Annotated in this window: 15 protein-coding genes and 1 pseudogene; 7 read left to right on the forward strand and 9 right to left on the reverse strand. The window is 54.2% G+C overall.

Going from position 1 to position 18965, the window contains the following annotated elements:
• Positions 1-764 precede the first annotated feature (764 nt).
• The 3 genes from phoA to ACM615_RS17305 all read right to left on the reverse strand — a co-directional run bounded on the left by phoA (position 765) and on the right by ACM615_RS17305 (position 5786).
• A complete protein-coding gene (gene phoA / locus ACM615_RS17295; RefSeq protein ID WP_129638765.1) occupies positions 765-2189 on the reverse strand; it encodes an alkaline phosphatase in 1425 nt (474 codons plus the stop codon).
• 859 nt (positions 2190-3048) lie between these two features.
• Positions 3049-3969, reverse strand: coding sequence for a L,D-transpeptidase family protein (locus tag ACM615_RS17300; RefSeq protein WP_112289982.1), 921 nt, complete (start codon positions 3967-3969; stop codon positions 3049-3051).
• A 263-nt stretch (positions 3970-4232) separates the two neighbouring features.
• Positions 4233-5786, reverse strand: coding sequence for a DHA2 family efflux MFS transporter permease subunit (locus ACM615_RS17305; RefSeq protein ID WP_129638766.1), 1554 nt, complete (start codon positions 5784-5786; stop codon positions 4233-4235).
• Between the two features lie 80 nt (positions 5787-5866).
• Here ACM615_RS17305 and ACM615_RS17310 point away from each other — a divergent pair, with 80 nt between their 5' ends.
• Entirely contained in the window at positions 5867-6991 is a 1125-nt protein-coding gene (locus ACM615_RS17310; protein WP_129638767.1) for an HlyD family secretion protein, read from the forward strand.
• Positions 6992-7028: 37 nt separating this feature from the next.
• Positions 7029-7619, forward strand: a complete 591-nt coding sequence (locus ACM615_RS17315) for a TetR/AcrR family transcriptional regulator (RefSeq protein WP_129638768.1) — start codon at positions 7029-7031, stop codon at positions 7617-7619.
• Positions 7620-7772: 153 nt separating this feature from the next.
• On the opposite strand, the gene ACM615_RS17320 is transcribed toward ACM615_RS17315, so the two are convergent.
• The gene (locus tag ACM615_RS17320; RefSeq protein ID WP_129638769.1) at positions 7773-9890 is read right to left on the reverse strand and encodes a TonB-dependent siderophore receptor; all 2118 of its coding nucleotides are present in this window, start codon (positions 9888-9890) and stop codon (positions 7773-7775) included.
• 409 nt (positions 9891-10299) lie between these two features.
• Between ACM615_RS17320 and ACM615_RS17325 the strand changes: the two are divergent.
• Positions 10300-10479: pseudogene (locus ACM615_RS17325) on the forward strand (methyltransferase); the annotation flags it as partial.
• 9 nt (positions 10480-10488) lie between these two features.
• Here the strand turns inward: ACM615_RS17325 and ACM615_RS17330 are convergent.
• From ACM615_RS17330 to ACM615_RS17340, 3 genes are all read right to left on the reverse strand, one after another.
• Positions 10489-12450, reverse strand: coding sequence for a glycoside hydrolase family 3 protein (locus tag ACM615_RS17330; protein WP_129638770.1), 1962 nt, complete (start codon positions 12448-12450; stop codon positions 10489-10491).
• 111 nt (positions 12451-12561) lie between these two features.
• Positions 12562-13080, reverse strand: coding sequence for a chromate transporter (locus tag ACM615_RS17335; protein WP_129638771.1), 519 nt, complete (start codon positions 13078-13080; stop codon positions 12562-12564).
• Positions 13080-13637, reverse strand: a complete 558-nt coding sequence (locus ACM615_RS17340; protein ID WP_431012333.1) for a chromate transporter — start codon at positions 13635-13637, stop codon at positions 13080-13082. The genes ACM615_RS17335 and ACM615_RS17340 overlap by 1 nt, the downstream gene beginning before the upstream one ends.
• 150 nt (positions 13638-13787) lie before the next feature.
• Between ACM615_RS17340 and ACM615_RS17345 the strand changes: the two genes are divergently transcribed.
• Positions 13788-14705 carry a LysR family transcriptional regulator gene (locus ACM615_RS17345; RefSeq protein ID WP_181955545.1) on the forward strand — a complete coding sequence of 306 codons (918 nt, stop codon included), beginning with the start codon at positions 13788-13790 and terminating at the stop codon, positions 14703-14705.
• An 11-nt stretch (positions 14706-14716) separates the two neighbouring features.
• Here ACM615_RS17345 and ACM615_RS17350 read toward each other — a convergent pair whose 3' ends face one another.
• Positions 14717-15070, reverse strand: a complete 354-nt coding sequence (locus tag ACM615_RS17350) for an ArsR/SmtB family transcription factor (protein WP_112289990.1) — start codon at positions 15068-15070, stop codon at positions 14717-14719.
• A gap of 236 nt (positions 15071-15306) precedes the next feature.
• Here ACM615_RS17350 and fusA point away from each other — a divergent pair, with 236 nt between their 5' ends.
• The 3 genes from fusA (at position 15307) to ACM615_RS17365 (ending at position 18100) form a co-directional block, all read left to right on the forward strand.
• Positions 15307-17412 carry an elongation factor G gene (fusA, locus tag ACM615_RS17355; protein WP_431012236.1) on the forward strand — a complete coding sequence of 702 codons (2106 nt, stop codon included), beginning with the start codon at positions 15307-15309 and terminating at the stop codon, positions 17410-17412.
• A 140-nt stretch (positions 17413-17552) separates the two neighbouring features.
• The gene (locus tag ACM615_RS17360; protein ID WP_095921781.1) at positions 17553-17789 is read left to right on the forward strand and encodes a type II toxin-antitoxin system CcdA family antitoxin; all 237 of its coding nucleotides are present in this window, start codon (positions 17553-17555) and stop codon (positions 17787-17789) included.
• Positions 17789-18100 (forward strand): CcdB family protein, encoded by a 312-nt coding sequence (locus tag ACM615_RS17365; RefSeq protein ID WP_095921782.1) that lies wholly within the window; start codon positions 17789-17791, stop codon positions 18098-18100. The genes ACM615_RS17360 and ACM615_RS17365 overlap by 1 nt, the downstream gene beginning before the upstream one ends.
• A gap of 35 nt (positions 18101-18135) precedes the next feature.
• Here the strand turns inward: ACM615_RS17365 and wrbA are convergent, their stop codons facing one another.
• A complete protein-coding gene (gene wrbA, locus ACM615_RS17370) occupies positions 18136-18735 on the reverse strand; it encodes an NAD(P)H:quinone oxidoreductase (RefSeq protein WP_015689874.1) in 600 nt (199 codons plus the stop codon).
• Positions 18736-18965: the final 230 nt, after the last annotated feature.

Genomic DNA, 18965 nt, shown 5'->3' on the forward strand with positions numbered 1-18965 from the left:
CGTGGGGGTCGGCCCACACCGATCACAAATTCAACACCTTGGGCTCGCCGCCCAAACTGGCCTTAAGGTCGTGGGCGTCGGCCCACACCGACAAGACCTTGGGTTGCCACCCAAACTGTCCTCAAGGTCGTGGGCGTCGGCCCACACCGACCAGAGACCCGGTAACGCGCGGGCCTCTGGACTCCGCGCTTTTTTCACTGCGCGCTGTCGCGGGTATGACGGACATGTTCTGACGCATTGGTGAGTGGCGTAAAATGTCATCGCTGCGCGATTCCCGAGTTTCAGGTTTCGAGCCTCGGGTCTCGAACCATTCACTCGGTGCCATTTTTGATCACGCCAATCAACTTTTCTAAAAGATGAAAAACAGTCTGTCTTTGAATTTAAGATCGTGCGGGCGATTCAGAAAACTTGCTGAATGAGAGGTTGCAGACTCAAGGCTGCAATCCCGAAATGAAGGTACCGCGCAGCGGCAAGATTTCCAGCCTGTCGCGGTGGTTGCTGAAACATAGCCAGCGAGCGGAGCGCGCAGTTAAAAAAACGCAGGATTCCAAAGGGTTTCGTTTAAAACCCTTTGGGCCAGTGTGGGCGGCGAGCCCACGACCTTGACCCTAAGGCCAGTTTGGGTGGCAACCCAAGGTCTTGACCTTAAGGCCAGTTTGGGTGGCAACCCAAGGTCTTGACCATAAGGTCAGTTTGGATAGCAACCCAAGGTTATAAAATTTTAGGCTTTTGAAAAGCCGCCCAAATGCAGCGGCTATCCTGCATTACTTGATCGCCATGGCATCCCGCATCGTATAGAACAAATCTGTCTGATCTGTCAGACCGACCACATTCCCCGCATGTGGCCCGAACGCGGCTATGCGCAGTTGAGTCCCGGTATGTCCCTGCGAATCATCTTCGGAGTTGCCGTAGCTGATGGTCATCGGCGCGCCGTCTTTGGTGGTCAATGTCTGCGTCAGACCCGGTGCTTTGGCGTCGGCTTCGATTATTTGGCTGGAATGCGCGTGGTCGGCGGTGACGATAACCAGCGTGTTGCCGTCCTGACGGGCGAATTCCAGTGCTTTCTGTACGGCCTCATCCAGATCGACCGTTTCACCAAACTGTCCGCATGGATTGGCGGCGTGATCCTGCTTATCAATCGATGCGCCTTCAACTTGCAGGAAGAAACCGTTCTGATTGGTTTTCAGCAGGTCGATAGCTTTTTCTGTCATCGCCGCCAGCGTCGGGATATCTGCGGTGCGTTGCGGATTGGCTTCACAGGTCACGGCAGGTTTGTCGATATTACCGTGATAAGTGGCTTTCGGCCCCTGCCAGCGAACCGGCATGTTGCCTTCGGAAAACAGGCCCAGTACCGGTTTCTTCTGGTCTGCCTGCGTGATTGCGCTCAGCTGTTCAGCGTTCTCCACCCAGACATAACCCTGCGCCAGCGCCTGGTCTTTCAGTGATTTCCCCTGGAACTCACCGGCTTTCGCCAGCTGACTGAATGATTTTCTGCCGCCGCCCAGCGTGACATCCGCACGAGCCTGCAACAATTGTTCAGTGATCGAACCGCGTCCGCCGTTTTCCAGGGCGTTGCTGGCACATTTCTCTGCTGTTTCTTCCGGGCCGTAGCATTTGCGCGAGGTGACATGGGCGATTTGCGCTGCCGGTGTGGCATCCTGCAATTCAGCGGTGGAAACGTTGCCGGTGGCTTTACCCGCCGCTTTGGCAATTTCGAGAATGGTCTGGTGATCTTTACCGTTTACATCCACGCCAATCGCACCGTTATAGCTTTTGACGCCGGTTGTCCAGGCTGTGGCGGAAGCAGCAGAGTCAGTTACATAACTTGGTTTCTGCGTTTTCTTGTCCAGAGAATAATGTGTGTACTGACCAGTCAGCGGCAGGGCATCGATACCTTTGAAATAGCCGCCTGCACCTTCGGCATAGTTACGCGCAGAGGTAATTTCAGAATCACCCATGCCGTCGCCAATCAGCAAAATGACGTTTTTCACCGTTTTGTCGGACAGCGATGCTTTCAGCGCGGCGGTCTGATCACCGCTCAGGCGGCGTGCGCCACCCGGTTCTGTCAGCACGCCTTTCGCGGCGCGGTCAGTCAGCGTGTCAGTTTCAGCGGCGAGGGAGGCGGCAGAGGCGGAAAGCAGCACGGCGGCAGTCACAGCGCGGGCGATCAGAGATACAGATTGTTGCATTGTCAAAACTCCTTTTTCTAAACCATCGGAAATAAAAAAACACATATAGATATTTTTTGTTACCGGAAGGTTAAGGGAGAGTTGTGACGGTTTAATGACAGGCACAGGATTGGCCGTGAGATTGGGGTTTAACTTCAAATTCAAATTCAAATTCAAGATCAATACCTTGGGTTGCCACCCAAACTGGCCTTAAGGTCAAAATCAAGGTCGTGGGCGTCGGCCCACACCGACCAGAGACCCGGTAACGCGCGGGCCTCTGGACTCCGCGCTTTTTTCACTACGCGCTGTCGCGGGTATGACGGACATGTTCTGGTGCATTGGTGAGTGGCGTAAAATGTCATCGCTGCGCGATTCCCGAGTTTCAGGTTTCGAGCCTCGGGTCTCGAACCATTCACTCGGTGCCATTTTTGATCACGCCAATCAACTTTTCTAAAAGATGAAACACAGTCTGTCTTTGAATTTAAGATCGTGCGGGCGATTCAGAAATCTTGCTGAACGGAGCGGCTTCGAGACCTATGGCTCGAAGACCGAGAGAAGGAACCGCACAGCGGCAAGATTTCCAGCCTGTCGCGGTGTTTTCTGAAACATAGCCCGCGAGCGGAAGCGCGTGTTGAAAAAAGCGAGGGGAGTTCAGAGGGGAAAAGCCTTTCCCCTCTGGTCGGTTTCGGCGCGAGAGGCCGTGTGATAACCGTTATTGAGAAACCGAAACTTTCTCGGCACAGCTTTCAGTGCAATTGAGAAACCGAAACTTTCTCGGCACAGCTTTTCAGTGCAACTGAGACGCCGCCCTTTGCATCGGCACTATGCAAAAAAAAGCCCCGAAGATCGGGGCTTTTTCATAAAGACATCAAAGACGCTATCAGTTGACCTGAACCGGCATACCGGAACGCATCTCGATCGCGCGCTGAACCACAGTCTGGTTAACCGCAGGATCCATCGCAACACTGCTTGCGCTGCCGGTCAGAGTGATTGGCAGCGGTTGCTGGGAATCAAACTCTTCCTGGTTAGAGGACAGCGGGTTGTGGATCTCAATGTAACGTTTGCCGTCTGGCTCAATGGTGGCTTTCACAGGTTCGTTGATGAACTGAACGCGTGTACCTTGCGGCACGTTGTCGTACAACCATTTGATGTCAGCATCACGCAGACGCACACAACCGTGGCTCACGCGCAGACCGATACCGAAGTTGGCGTTGGTACCGTGAACGGCATACAGACGACCCACGTACAGCGCGTACAGGCCCATCGGGTTGTCCGGACCAGCAGGGAAGACGGCTGGCAGGAATTCGCCACGTGCAGCATATTCTTCATGCATTTTCGCGGTTGGCGTCCAGGTCGGGCCGGCTTTTTTACGCTGAACGGTCGTCACCCAGTTCATCGGGGTGTCTTTGCCCAGTTCACCGATACCGATTGGCAGAACTACTACGGTGTTGGTGCCTTTCGGATAGTAATACAGACGCATTTCAGCACTGTTGATCACGATGCCATCGTGCGGAGTATCCGGCAGGATCAGTTGCTGAGGAATAGTCAGCACGGTGCCAGGAGTTGGCAGGAACGGGTCAACGCCAGGGTTGGCTTCAAGCATGTTGCTCAAACCCATCTGGTATTGCGCTGCGAAATGTTCCAGTGGCAGGCTGCTGCCCTGAGGAACAGTGACTGTGATGTTTTCACCGACCAGACGACCGTTATTGGCCGGCAGAGGGTAGACCACAGCAAAAGACGCCTGGCTATATGCAGCAACTGCCAAAACCAGGGTAAGGATTGCGCGAATGCTCATTTTCATATTTTCGTTGGTCGTTAATGCCACACTGGCAGTTGTTGTCAGGATGTTAATTCCCCCCGACGCAGTCGAAACCGGCCGGAGAGATAGTGTACTTGCACATAGCACTTGAAAGGGACTCAGTATGTGTAACGAATCGCATTTCAGGGCCGCTAATTATAAGGATTTATTTCAAACAGGCCAAAGCTTTCTCACCATGTTAGAAAAGTTCCCTCAGCTAAAGGCATTTTTTGATGCAGGCTCCACATTTATTTACATTCGTCTGCTTATTTACGGCAAAACGGCACCATGATCAGCGCCGCCAGGAACATCCAGGCCATCACCTGAAAAATATCATTGAAGGCCAGGGTCAGAGACTGCGCGGCTACTTTGGCGCCGAACAAACTTTTTGCCATCAGTAAGGCCTGCGCAGTGTCTGGCGTGAGATGACCGATCCTTTGCGCCAGCGAGCCAATCACTTCCTGCGCGCTGTCGCTATATTGCCCGAGACTTTCGCCGAAACGCGCCGCATGTACCCGTGTCCAGTCCTGCAACCAGGTATTCACGGTAGCAATACCAATCGCGCCACCCAGATTGCGCATCAGGTTAAACAACCCGGACGCATAACGCAGTTCCGGCCCCTGAAACGCGGTCAGTGCCATGTTCACGCTCGGTACGATACACAACATGATAAACAGACCCCGCACGACCTGCGGCCAGAAAAACTGTTCCGATCCCCAGAATGTGGTGACAGCCGTGGTAAGCCACAGACTCAGTGCGAAACCGGATAATCCCACGGCGATCAGCAACCGGCGGTCAACGCGGTTGATTAATCTGGCGGCAATAATCGTGCTGAAAAACTGCCCGACGCCGACCACAAACACCGTCGTCCCGATTTCCAGGCTGTTGAAATCGCGGATGCGGCCAAGGAACACCGGCGTCAGATAGGTAGAGGCATACAGCCCGAATCCGACCACCAGATTGAACAGGCAGGCGAAGGTGAACGTTGGATCGCGAAAAGGCGTCAGGCGCACGATCGGGTTTTTAGAATAAAAGGAGCGTTCGAGGAACAGGATAAAAGCCACCAGCGAGAACCAGGCTGATATCTGGATCTGCGGATCGCTGAACCAGTTCTTGCGCGGACCTTCTTCCAGCACGTATTCCAGGCAACCAAGGGCTATCGCCATCGACAATAAATGCACCCAGTCGATGCGATTAAGCATCGAAAAATCAGCCTTATCAACATGAATGAACAGTACCGCACCGGTCGCCACCAGAATGCCGGGCAGGATGTTGATGAAGAAAATCCACCGCCAGTCGAGTAACTGCGTGACCACGCCGCCGACCGTCGGTCCGAGCGTGGGCGCCAGCACGCTGACCATGCCGAGGATCGCCGGGATCAGCGCCTGCTGTTTACCCTGAAACATGGCAAAACCGGTGGCGAAAACAGTCGGTACCATCGCGCCGCCGGTAAAGCCCTGCAAAGCGCGGAAGAAGATCATCGATTCAATATTCCACGACAATCCACAACCGATACTGCTGAGCGTAAACAACGCGGCAGAGGCACTGAACAGCCAGCGGGTGGAAAGCGTCTGCGTCAGAAACGCCGAGAAAGGGATCATCACCAGCTCGGCGATCAGGTAGGACGTTTGTACCCAGCTGATTTCATCGGGTCCGGCAGACAGCCCGGCCTGCACATCGTTTAACGAGGCGGCGACGATTTGAATATCGATCAGCGCCAGGAACATGCCGAACGCCATAATGCTGAAAATCAGAAACTTGCGTGAGGTCGGGTAATCCGCAGGCGAGAGCGTTGCGGATGGCGTCAGGGTGGCAGACATTTTTGTGAGATCCCGGGGCTTGTTTATATGATAATCATCATATTAATATGATGATTATCATGCAATGAGTGAGAATAAAAATGAGTGAAACCACAGCAGGTGAAGGGATCGCGGTTCCGGTGGAGAAATCCGGTAAACGTTCAAAGCGGATCTTTGTGGTCAGCGGCATTGCGCTGGCTGTTGCCCTTGGCGGTGCTGCCTGGTTGCTGGCTGCGCCTGCATCGGAATCAACCGACGATGCCTACCTGACCGCGGATGCGACTACCGTCGCGCCAAAAGTGAAGGGGTTTGTGGCAAAGGTACTGGTGCGGCACAACCAGCAGGTTCATGCAGGGGATAAACTGGTCCTGATCGACAGCGAGGAATTTACAGCACGCCTGAATGCGGCACGCGGCGATCTCGAAGATGCGCGGGCGCAGGTCGCTCAACAGCAGGCGGCGTTACTCAGCCAGCAGGCGCAGGAACAGCTGGCACTGACTCAGATTGACGCGGCACGCACGGCAATCCGTTCCTCCCGTGCCGAGCAGCAACACGCCGAAGCCGAACAGCAGCGTTATCAGTCGCTGGCGGTCAGCGGCGCGACGTCACGTAATGATGCCGACCGCTATAAAACCACCGCCGTGACCGCTGAACAGACCTCGGCACACGCCGCTGCCATGCTGGATGTGGCGCAAAATCAGGCGGCAGTCACACATGCAAAACGCGCTGAAATTGAAGCCGCGCTGGCGCTGGCGAATGCGGCAGTCGTGAAAGCGCAGGCGGCGGAAGATCTGGCGCAACAGGATCTCAATCACACTACGATTTTTGCAGCCGTGGATGGCGTGGCGGGAAACCGTCAGGTTCAGGTGGGCGATTATGTCACGCCCGGTCAGCGGCTGATGACGCTGGTGCCGGAGCAGGGGATTTATGTGACGGCCAATTTCAAAGAGACGCAGACCGGCAGAATGCAACCGGGACAACGGGCGGATGTCCATGTTGATGCGTTGCCGGGCGTGACGTTTCGCGGTGAAGTCGACAGCCTCGCGCCAGGTTCCGGTTCCACATTTGCTCTGCTGCCGTTTGAGCCGGGCACCGGTAACTTCACCAAAATTGTTCAACGGGTGCCGGTGCGTATTCGTCTCGATGCCGGTCAGCCGGATTTAGCGGCGCTGCGTCCGGGATTATCGGTGGATGCCCGCGTTTCGTTAACCGATGCGGTCAGGTAAACTATGACGGCAATTTTCTGATGATCAGGGCCTGACTATGCGCTATGAAAGTGAACATAAACCTAAAATCCGCGAGCGGATCGTGAAAGAAGCGGCGAAAGCTATCCGCGCCAAGGGGCCGTTGCAGGTCAGCGTGGCTGGCGTGATGAGTAAAGCCGGGCTGACGCACGGCGGGTTTTATGCGCACTTTGCCTCGAAAGATGCCCTGATCGAAGCAGCTATCGCACAGATGTTTAATCAGGTGATGGCGCGCTGGGATAAAGATAATCAGGGGCTGACCGCACAGCAGCAACTGGCGGGGTATATCGATTTCTATCTTTCGCCATGGCACCGTGATAACCGTGCGCAGGGCTGTCCGGTTTCCGCGCTGGCTTCGGAAACACCCCGTATGCCGGCAGCTTGTCAGGCGGAGTTTGCACGGGGGATCGAACGGATCCGCGGGATGATTTTTCGTCAGCTGACGGAGATGGGCGTTGGTGATCCAAAAACCACGGCGATATCAGTCAGTGCAGAGCTGATGGGCAGCTTGTCGCTGGCACGTTGCGAACCTGATCGTAAAGCTTCGGATGCGTTGCTGGAAAGTGCGCGAAAGACGGTGAAAGCGCGGCTGAATTTGCCGGAAGAATAAACTCTCAGAATCGTTCCCTCCCCTGCGAAGGGGAGGGTTGGGGTGGGGTATTAAGTTCTAAATCAAAAGTTAAGGTTTTCTTAAACAAGGTGTTAGCCCTTAAAACCCCCTCCCAGCCTCCCCCTTCGCAGGGGGAGGAGCTGAAAAAATCTATCAGAAATCATAACCTACTGTAGCAACCACAGTACGTTCCTGACCCCAGTAGCAGTAGCTGGTGCCGTAACAGGCCGCGACATATTTCTTGTCGAACAGGTTGTTGGCATTCAGCTGCACATACGCGCCTTTCAGCTGCGGATTAAACTGCACCAGATTCATACGCAGTGATGCGTCAACCAGCGTGGCAGAAGGCATGTGACGGGTGTTTTCGTTATCCGCCCATTGTGTACCGATGTAGCGCACGCCCGCACCCATATCCACCCCAATCGGCGTGTTGTACTGACCCCAGATGGACGCCATTTGTTTTGGCGTCACATACGGCGTGTTGCCGTTGTTTTCGGCGGCATCACGGATACGCACTTTGTTATAGGTATAACCGGCCATCACGTTGAAGCGTTCGGTAACCTGCTTCTTGGCTTCCAGCTCCAGACCCTGTGAACGGATTTTCCCTGCCGGCTCGTAATAGCTGCCCACCACCACGCGGTTACCCACGTCTTTTTGCGTCAGGTCATACAACGCCGCGCTGTACATATCGGACGTGCCTACCGGCTGGTATTTGATCCCCGCTTCGTATTGCTCGCTCTGCATCGGTTTCAGCAGGGTGCCATCAGCGCCCGGCAGGGCAGACGGTGTCATCGCCTGGCTGTAGCTGACGTACGGAGAAATCCCGCTGTCGAAGGCGTACAGCAGGGAAGCGCGGCTGCTGAAGTGTTCGTCTTTACGTTCGCTGTTGCTCTGCGTGCCGTAAATGCTTTCGTAGCTGCGGCTGGAGGTTTTCAGCGTGTCGTAACGGCCTGACAGGGTCAGATACCACTTGTTCCAGCTCATTTCATCTTGCAGATAAGTGCCCATCTGCTCATAACGGTTTTTACCGCGTGAATGGCTGTAATAATCCAGGGCATCGCCGCCCACACCGGTGTACGGGTTAAGTGGCTCAGCGGTGGCGCCATCAGATTTCACGTCGTTGATAAAGTGGGAATAATCAAAGCCCAGAACCACTTTATGTGCCAGTTCGCCGGTGGCGAAATCCGCTTCCAGCTGGTTGTCGATAGCAAACGTATCCAGAGACGATTTCTCGCCGGAATAGTAGCGATTCATCAGCGTACGGTCTGCGTTCCAGCCAGCCTGATACACCTGATCCAGTTCGGTATTGGAATGGGTGTAGTTGGCGTTCTGGCGGAATGACCATACGTCGTTAAACGCGTGCTGGAATTCGTAGCTGTAGATCTGCTCCCAGCGTTTGAACTGGTTGCGGGTGGTTTCGCCATCGAAGAAACCACGGCTCAGTTTCTGACCGTACAGGCTGCCGTCGGCAGGCACTGCGGCGTGATAACCGCCAGACGGATCTTTTTGCAGATAAGCCCGCAGTAACAGGGAGGTGTTTTCATCCGGCGTCCACAGTAACTGCGGAGAAATCGCGTAACGCTCTTCACGCTGGTGATCGTACTGCGTGTCGCTGCTGCGGGTCATACCGGTCAGGCGGAATGCCAGCTGATCGTTGATCGCGTTAGTGTAATCGAACGCGCCGCCTTTGGTGTTTTGTGTACCACCGGAAAGCTGGAAGTGACCTTCTTCAGCAAACTGCGGGCGCTTGGTGGTTTCCATCACCACACCGCCGGGAATGCTCTGGCCGTAAAGTGCAGAAGACGGGCCTTTCACCACATCAATACGTTCGAGGAACCACGGATCAACCTGAATGGAGTTGTAAGTTGCGCCATCGCTGAGAATACGCAGGCCATCAAGGAAGGTGTTGTTGACGTCACCGCCGTGGAAACCGCGCAGGGAAATTGTGTCATAACGCGTTGCGCCACCGGCAAAGTTGGTGAAGACGCCGGGCGTATAGTTAAGTGCAGCGTTAACCGTGGTGGCGTTCTGGTCAGTCATTTGCTGACGGGTCACGACAGACACGGCCTGACCGGTAGTGATCAGCGGCTGATCCGTTTTGGTCGAGCTTTTACTGGTTTTTGCACTGTAACCCTGCGTCGGGGCATCTGCGGTATCAGCAGGTGCGGCTTTGACAACCACGGTATCTTCGGCAGCCATTGATGCAGCCGGAACGGCCAGCGCCATGGCGCACATCAGCACCGAGCGTTTGAGGGGGAAAGCCAACAACATATTCATAGTCCCTATAAATAACCTGATAAATCATCAGGTGATTAATTGATGCGTGTGAAATAGACCCAAAAAGCCAGCAGGGTTACGCGCGGAAACCGCGGCGCAATAACGCGGTATGGCTTAACGAAAACGAGACGAATGTTAAACTTAATGATAATTGTTATCATTATTATTTTACAAATTCAAGGGGGTTTTCTTCTAAAAATGTGAACTGACGCATGTTTATCATGATGAAAAACAGGGTCTTTTTGATTGTTTTACGAACAACCTTACTCAGGCAATGGATATCGAATATGATTATCGCATCGTGAAATTAGAAGAATCCCTTGAAAACGCAGACAAAACCGCAGTTAAGGATTAGCTTTAAGAGTGAGTTTTTTAAAATCGAAAAAGTTCACGACGGAGATCGGGAAATAATGCAGTGAGGGACGGCGCGGTGGTCGATCCGCATAGCGACGACGCCCGTGTTCAGGGCGTTCGCCGCTTTATTGAGATGATTGAGCAGGAACTCCGCTTATCTGCCACCGCGCTGCAAACCGTCGGCAGTAAAGGCTGGGACGGTTTTGTGCTGGCGCAGGTAGTCAGCTAAACGCAGGCGTTAACGCGCCAGACCAAAGCCAATGTCAAACAGCGGGTTTTCGCTGTCATGCGGCATATCAGACTGTTGTTTGAGCACGGCTTCCATCGATGACGGCAGTTCGAACGGCAGTTTGCCGGTATACGCTTCGCTGCTGGTCAGACGGCTAAACAGCACCGCATCGCTGACGCCGAAATTGCCAATAACCGCTTTTGCTTTGTCATTCACGTTGGTCAGAATAGCAGGGCGGTCGAGGTACACCGTCACCACCGTGGGTACCGCTTTGCTGGCTTTTACGATGGCCTGATAATCGGCATTGTCATCGGTAAAGGCCAGTGAACCTTCATGGTGGCGCTTGCCGAAGAACCACTGTTTATGCGGTTGTTCATAAGGTGCATGGGCGCGGATCAACGCGACATCGGCTTTTTCAGGCGCATCAACCACGGTGAAACCTGCGGCCTGTGCGGCTTTCGGTTCGAGACCATACAGCCACACTTTTTTGCCTTTTTTCAGCGGTAACAGGTCACCGGTATTTTGCAGTAAAACAAGGGAGTGACGTTGCGCCGCATCGGCTTCTTTCTGCCAGTCTGCGCGTCCGACGGTTTTCACCGCTTTCTGAGGATCCACAAACGGATTTTCAAACAGTCCAATGCGGAATTTCTGCTCAAGGATGCGCACCACGGATTCATCCAGCCGCTGCTGCGTCAGCTGTTTTTCGTTGACCGCATTCACCAGGAGCTGTGAGTCAGTCACGCCGCCAAACTGATCCACACCAGCCTTCACCGCTTTGACGAAACGCTGCTGCGGCGTCAGCTTTTCAACGCCCCAGGACATGCCGCCGGGTACCGGTTCTTTGCCTTCCGGCGAACCGTTCAGGCATTCGTCTTCGCAGTTGCTGGTGATCAGCCAGTCGCTGAGGATCACCCCTTTGAAACCATACTGACCGCGCAGGATATCCGTCAGTAACTGATGGCTGAATCCGGCACCGACCTGTTCCAGCGGTTTGCCTTCAAAGGACGCGTTTTTCAAAATAGAGTAGGTGGGCATGACGCTGGCGACGTTGGCTTCGAACGCGCCGGTAAACGGATAGATGTGCTCTTTGAGATTATTGCCCGGGAACACCGCGTTTTTGCCGTAAACGTTGTGGCTGTCGTAGCCGTTTTCCGCCGCGCCGTAGCCGACCCAGTGCTTCACTACCGAAATCACGCTGCCCTGATTCAGGCCATCGCCGCCATTTTGCATCCCTTCGATGTAGCCACGCACCATGTTATGCACCCGCGTCGGGTCTTCACCGAAAGTACCACTGATACGCGCCCAGCGCGGTTCGGTCGCCAGATCGGCCTGCGGAGAAAGTGCCTCGCGAATGCCGACAGCCAGATATTCCTGACGGACGATATCGGCATAGCGGCGGGTGAGTTTTTCATTGCCAATTGCCGCCAGCCCTAACGTTTCCGGCCACTGTGTGAATTTGCCGGAAGCCGTGCTTGCGCCAGTCAGATATTCAAACGAGTTGCGTGGATCACTGCTGATGGTGACCGGAATACCGAGTCGTGATTTTTCAGCAATCTGCTGCAGTTTATTGTTCTCTTCTGCCATCACCGCAGGATCTTCCGCTGACAACCGGGTGATCAGACTGTTGACCTTCGCGCCGGAAATCATCTTTTCCGCCGCCGCCATATCATAGTGAGTCCCGGCGCCGATCGGACTGTTGGCCGTCGGTGCGGAGCCGTGCATCATCACCCCGGCTTTTTCCTCCAGCGTCATACGTTTCACCAGATCCGCCGCGCGTTCTTCCGGCGTCAGTCGCCAGTCCTCATAAGGTTCGAGTTTGCCGGAGTGATTGAGATCTTTAAATTGCAGGCCATCAATGGTCAGCAATGTCACTTCCCGCTGACTCAGTTCGGGTTGATCGGTATCAGCAAAAGCAGCCGGTGTGGAAAACAGAAGGGCAGAAACAGCCAGGTTCAGAGGTTTGATTTTCATCATCATCCTTAATTATTTTGTGTCTATAAAGAATTGATAAATATAGAAACTTAATGCTTAAGGAATAACCTATTTACCTGACTGATATTGCGATCAGGTTCTCAAATGTTATCAGCCAAGCACCATTCCCAGTACCGCGCCGACCGCCAGTACCCATAACGGGTGGATCCGCTTATTAAGCGCCAGCAGGGTACACAGGGCGATCACGCCGGCAAGTGACAGCGTGGTGGCTGAAGCTTTGGCGATCAACAGTCCGCTCGACACCACCAGCCCGACGGTGACCGGCACCAGTCCGCGCTGAATAACCTGACGCCACGGTCGGTCTTTATAACGCTTCCAGCCCCCCATCACGATCAGCGTCACCACGGAAGACGGACCAAATTTTGCCAGCGAAGACACCAGCAGACCGGACCATCCCGCAACCTGCCAGCCAATCAGCGGCACGATCATCATATTCGGTCCGGGAGCGGCTTGCGCCAGCGCGAACAATGCACTGAATTCCTGCGCGCTCATCCAGTGATGTACCTGCACCACGGCACGTTGCATCTCTGGCAGAATGGTATTACCGCCGCCAAAGGCCAGCAGTGAAAGTTCGGTAAACAGCAGGGCGAGTGAGAGTAAAACGGCCATCAGAATTTACTCCTTGCGCAGATGAAAATACTGACCGGAGCCAGCACAAGCATCACCGGCAGCATCGGGATGCGAAATCCTGCGATGGCAATGACGCCTGCGGCGACCAGCGCCAGTTGCAGCCATTTTCCCCGCAAAGGTGCCAGCATCTTGAGGCCGGTCGAGAGCAGTAAACCCGCTGCCGCTGCCGCCATCCCCGCAAACAAATGTTCCACCAGCGGTTCATTCTGATAGCGTGCATACACCAGTCCGAGCAGCACCACGCAAATCGTCGGTGCCAGGATCAGGCCGAGAATGGCTGAAAGCGCACCGCGCAGCCCGCGAAACTCCATCCCCAGCGCGACGGATAAATTAATGATATTGCCGCCCGGTAAAAACTGACACAGACCCAGCAGTTCTGTGAACTGCTCGCCGGTCAGCCAGCGGCGTTTATCCACCAGCATGTGCCGCGCCATCGGCAGCACGCCGCCGAAACCGGTCAGGCCAAGAATGAAAAAGCCTTTAAACAGTTGTCCGCAATCAGGTTGCGGCGCGGTCCCATCTTCTGTATCCAGCATTAATTTATCCTGCGTTTGTGCCGACATTTTCACACTCTCCCTCAAATGTAATTCAAAGCCGCCAGAGGCGTAAATTCTGTTAAGGATCATGCGCGTGGATGTGCCATGATGTCTAATGCCTTTAATAATGACAAAAGATACCCTGAGGGTATGGATATGATTGAGTTAAAACGTCTGAATGCGTTCGTCACCGTGGTGGAAGCGGGCAGCATTACCCGCGCCGCAGAACTGCTGTTTATCCAGCAACCGCCGCTGACACGCCTGCTACAGGGGCTGGAACAGGAATTTGGCGTGCCTTTGTTACAACGTTTGCCGCGCGGGGTGATCCCGACCGAAGCGGGCGAGGTCTTATTGCAGGAAGCCCGCGCGGTACTGGCACGGGCCGCTCAGCTCAGCGCCGCGATGCATCGTGCCGCACAGGGAGAACAAGGGCGCGTGCGTATCGGTTTCACCAGCTCAGCCGCGCTGCATACCTTTGTGCCCGCGCTGTTGCGCCGCTACCGGGAGATTTATCCGGCGGTCAGCACGCAGCTGGAGGAAAGCGGCAGCGGTGAGTTACTGGCGTCTGTGGTGGCGGGCGAGCTGGATGTCGCATTTGTGCGTATGCGGGTCAAAGATATGCCCGAATTAGAAATGGAAAAAGTGCTGGAAGAACCGATGTGGGTGGCGGTTCCGGCCGGACACAAACTGGCATCGCGGACTTCCGCCAGGCCTCTCAAACTCGAAGAACTGAGCAACGAACCTTTTGTGTTGTACCGTCGTCGTGCCGGGCAGGGATTGTATGACGCCATACTGGCAGCGTATGTCCGCGCCGGTTTTAGCCCGCACATCGTGCAGGAAGCGCCGCGGTTAACATCCTGCCTGAGTCTGGTCGGCGCGGGGCTGGGGATTTCTATTGTGCCGGAGTCTATGACCCGCCTCGGCGGCGATGGCGTGGTGTTCCTGCCACTGGATGCCGCCACGCAACTCAGTGCGCCGCTGTATCTCGCGCGGCGGGAGGACAGCCATTCATCGGCTATAATCAATACGTTTTGTGCGCTGGTGAAATCGCAATTAACGGTGCAGTAATTCTCTGCACATTAAAGATGTTGCTCAGAAATATGTTTCTGGGTGGATTCCAGCGTAATGCCGTCAGATTCGATGGCGCTGAGCAGCGAATCGAGCAGGCCGGGGAAGCGGGCGTCCAGATCTTCGCGGCGCAGTGAAAGCAAATTGGCGCGGCCATCCGGGCGCTGCCAGATCACGCCGCTGTCCCGCAATACGCGCCAGTGGTGAGTCAGTGTCGATTTCGACAGTCCCTGCAATAAGGTTCCGCAAGGATGCTCGCCGCCTTTTGCCAGCGTGCGCACCACGGCCAGACGTAGCGGATTGCCCAGCGCAGTCAGAACATTTTCGAGGCGGATCTGCCCGCGCTCAGGGTGGTTGGCTATCATCGGACTATCCTCTTAAAGTACAAAAATCAACGGCCGCGCAATATAGCCTATCCCTCTGCTGCTGTACAACGCGATGGCCTCTCACCAATTTCATCGATAGAATAAAATTATTGTACGAATATACACGTACAATTGTAGTATACTCTCCGCATTAAGAAGTTTAGTACTCATTACTTTGTGACGGGACGTGATAACCACTCTCCGCCAACTTAGCCATCAACCAGTAAGGACGTTATATGGCTCGCAAAACGCCAATCGAGCGCTACCGCAATATCGGTATCTCAGCACACATCGACGCAGGTAAAACCACCACCACCGAGCGTATTCTTTTCTATACCGGCATGAATCATAAGCTGGGAGAAGTGCATGACGGCGGTGCGACCACAGACTGGATGGCTCAGGAACAGGAGCGCGGCATTACCATTACGTCAGCCGCCGTGACCTGTTTCTGGCGCGGGATGGATCACTCGTTCGATGAGCATCGCATTAACATTATCGACACTCCGGGGCACGTGGATTTCACCATTGAAGTGGAACGTTCCATGCGCGTACTCGACGGTGCGGTAATGGTGTACGACGCCGTCGGCGGTGTGCAGCCACAGTCTGAAACCGTCTGGCGTCAGGCCAATAAATACAAAGTGCCGCGTCTGGCTTTCGTTAACAAAATGGACCGTCAGGGCGCAGATTTCTTCCGTGTCCGCCAGATGATGGTCGATCGCCTGAAAGCCAATCCGGTGCCGATTGTTATTCCGATCGGTAAAGAAGAGCATTTCACCGGTGTGGTGGATTTGCGCAAAATGCGCGCCATTTTGTGGGACGACGCGACACAAGGGATGACCTTTACCTATGAAGCGATCCCGGCAGAACTTCAGGCGCTGGCGGAAGAATGGCGAGAAAAAATGGTGTCGGCCGCTGCTGAAGCCAACGACGCGCTGATGGATAAATATCTCGAAGAAGGCACGCTGACCGAGGATGAAATTACCGAAGGTCTGCGTCTGCGCACCATCGCCGGTGAAATCCAGCCGATGCTGTGTGGCAGTGCGTTCAAGAATAAAGGCGTACAGCGCATGCTCGACGCCGTGATCGAACTGATGCCGTCTCCGCTGGATATTCCACCGGTAGCGGGCACTGACGAAGACGCTAACGAAGTGTTCCGTCATTCCGATGACAACGAGAAGTTTTCGGCGCTGGCGTTCAAACTGATGACTGACCCTTATGTCGGCCAGCTGACGTTTGTCCGTGTTTATTCCGGCGTGCTGAAAAAAGGCGACAGCGTGTATAACCCGGTGCGCGGTAAGAAAGAGCGTATCGGGCGTATTGTGCAAATGCACGCGAATGACCGTATCGAGATTGATGAAATCCGTGCCGGTGATATCGCCGCCTGTGTCGGGCTGAAAGATGTGACGACCGGTGAAACGCTGTGCGATCCGACCGACATCATTACGCTGGTGCGCATGGAGTTCCCGGATCCGGTGATTTCGCAGGCTATCGAACCGAAGACTAAAGCCGACCAGGAAAAAATGGGGATCGCGTTGTCGCGGCTGGCATCAGAGGATCCGTCATTCCGCATCCGCACCGACGAGGAATCCGGCCAGACGATTATTTCCGGGATGGGCGAATTGCATCTGGAAATCATTGTCGACCGCATGAAACGTGAGTTCGGCGTGGAAGCCAACATCGGTAAGCCGCAGGTAACGTACCGCGAAACGGTGCGCAAAACGGTGAAAGATGTGGAGGGGAAATTTGTACGTCAGTCCGGCGGTAAAGGGCAGTACGGCCACGTGGTCTTCATGCTCGAACCGTTGCCGGCAGGCACTGGCTTTGAGTTTGTCGATGCTACAAAAGGTGGCGTAGTGCCGCGCGACTATATCCCGGCGGTAGAGAAAGGGGTCACGGAGGCGCTGAACAACGGCATTCTGGCCGGTTATCCGGTGGTCGATGTGAAAGTGACACTGACCTTCGGGTCATACCACGAGGTCGACTCCTCGGAAATGGCGTTCAAAATGGCGGCAATCTTTGGTTTCAAAGAAGCGGCTAAACGTGCGGATCCGGTGATCCTCGAGCCGATGATGAAAGTCGAAGTGGAAACGCCGGAGGAGTACGCCGGTGGCGTGATGGGCGATTTGTCCTCGCGTCGCGGTACAGTGCAGGGCATGGAAGAGATCGCGGGCGGCGGCGGTAAAATTATTAAAGCCGAAGTGCCGCTTTCCGAAATGTTCGGCTACTCCACCGTTTTGCGGTCGATGTCGCAAGGTCGTGCAACCTACAGCATGGAGTTCAATCACTATGCCGAGGCACCGCGCAATGTTGCTGAAAACATTATTGCGTCGCGTGGCAAATAAGCAATACCGGCGTAATCTCCGCCAGAGACAAAACGGTCCGCAAGGGCCGTTTTTTTTGGTCGTAGAAAAGGATTTAATAGTTTATGACTTCATTGTGTGACACGCTAATGCGCATCTCAGGTGTGTATGAGGAGGGTGTTATGTCATCAGTAACGGGAAATAAAAAACGAACGAATGTCACGCTGAGTGCCGATTTACTAGAACAGGCCAAAGTGTTCGGCATTAATCTTTCAGCAACGTTTGATAAAGCGTTAGGAGAAGCGGTGAAAGAGAAGCAAAGGAAACTTTTCTTAGAGGAAAATCAGCAAGCAATGGATTCCTGCAATGCCTTTACTGAAAAGGCAGGACTCTTCTCTCAGGGACGTGGAGTGTTGTAATGGCGCAATTTGATGTGTACGAAAATCAGGGAGAAGGTAAAAATCTTTATCCCTATTTTATGGATATTCAGAATCCCTTATTTGAAAGACTTAATGAGCGGATCGTTGTGCCGCTAACTGCACTTAGCAACCTGAAACCCATCAGGCATCTTCATCCCCTTATCAGGATCCAAAATCATCAATACGTGCTTATGACTAATCTCCTGACCAGCGTAAGTGCGACGCAATTACGTCATGAACCGGTGTTAAATGCAGATATTCATCGGGCGGATGTTGTTGCAGCGCTGGACTTACTGGTCATGGGAATTTAAGGCGCAGAATTCTGCGCCTTATTTTACGCGGTTATCTAGCTGACCAGCTTACTGACGATGGTCGCCACGTGTTTGCCCTGATGCACGGCAATGCGCAGCTCTTCTGCGCTTGGCTGACGTGAGCCATCGCCACCGGCGATAGTGGTGGCGCCATAAGGCGTACCGCCGCGAACCTGTGAAATATCAAACAATTCAGGCGTGGTGTAACCGATGGGAACAATGATCATGCCGTGATGGGCGAGGGTGGTCCAGGTGGAGGTGATAGTCATTTCCTGACCGCCGCCGGTACCGGTGGAGCTGAATACGCTGGCGACTTTACCGGCCAGTGCGCCTTTGGCCCACAGGCCGCCGGTCTGGTCGAGGAAAGTACGCATCTGGCCGGTCATGTTACCAAAGCGGGTAGGTGTACCGAAAATAATGGCATCGTAATCGCCAAGTTCTGCGGGAGATGCGACTTCTGCCGTCTGACCAGTTTTGCCACCGGCAGCCTTAAAGGCTTCTTCAGGCATCGTTTCTGGGACGCGTTTTATCGTGACTTCAACCCCGGGAACGCTACGTGCGCCTTCTGCAACGCTCTGCGCCATCGTTTCAATATGACCATACATGGAATGATAGAGAACCAGTACTTTTGCCATTTTTAACTCCTGTTGAGGTGATGTTTTTTCCATATCACGCGCTGGTTTAGAGCCGGTAATACGGGCGAAAAATTCGCTTAAAAATCCCACATTGACTCCTGCGCCTGCACGGCGGTTGTCATGAGCAAGAGTGTTCATCGTCCGCGCATCAGACGTGAGTTACAAACGCAAATTTTTGAACAGGCTCATCAATTAATTAGGGCAAAGGTGCAGAGAAGGTGGGTTTCGCA

The sequence above is a fragment of the Rahnella sp. PAMC25617 genome (assembly GCF_050606005.1).
GTDB lineage: Bacteria > Pseudomonadota > Gammaproteobacteria > Enterobacterales > Enterobacteriaceae > Rahnella > Rahnella variigena.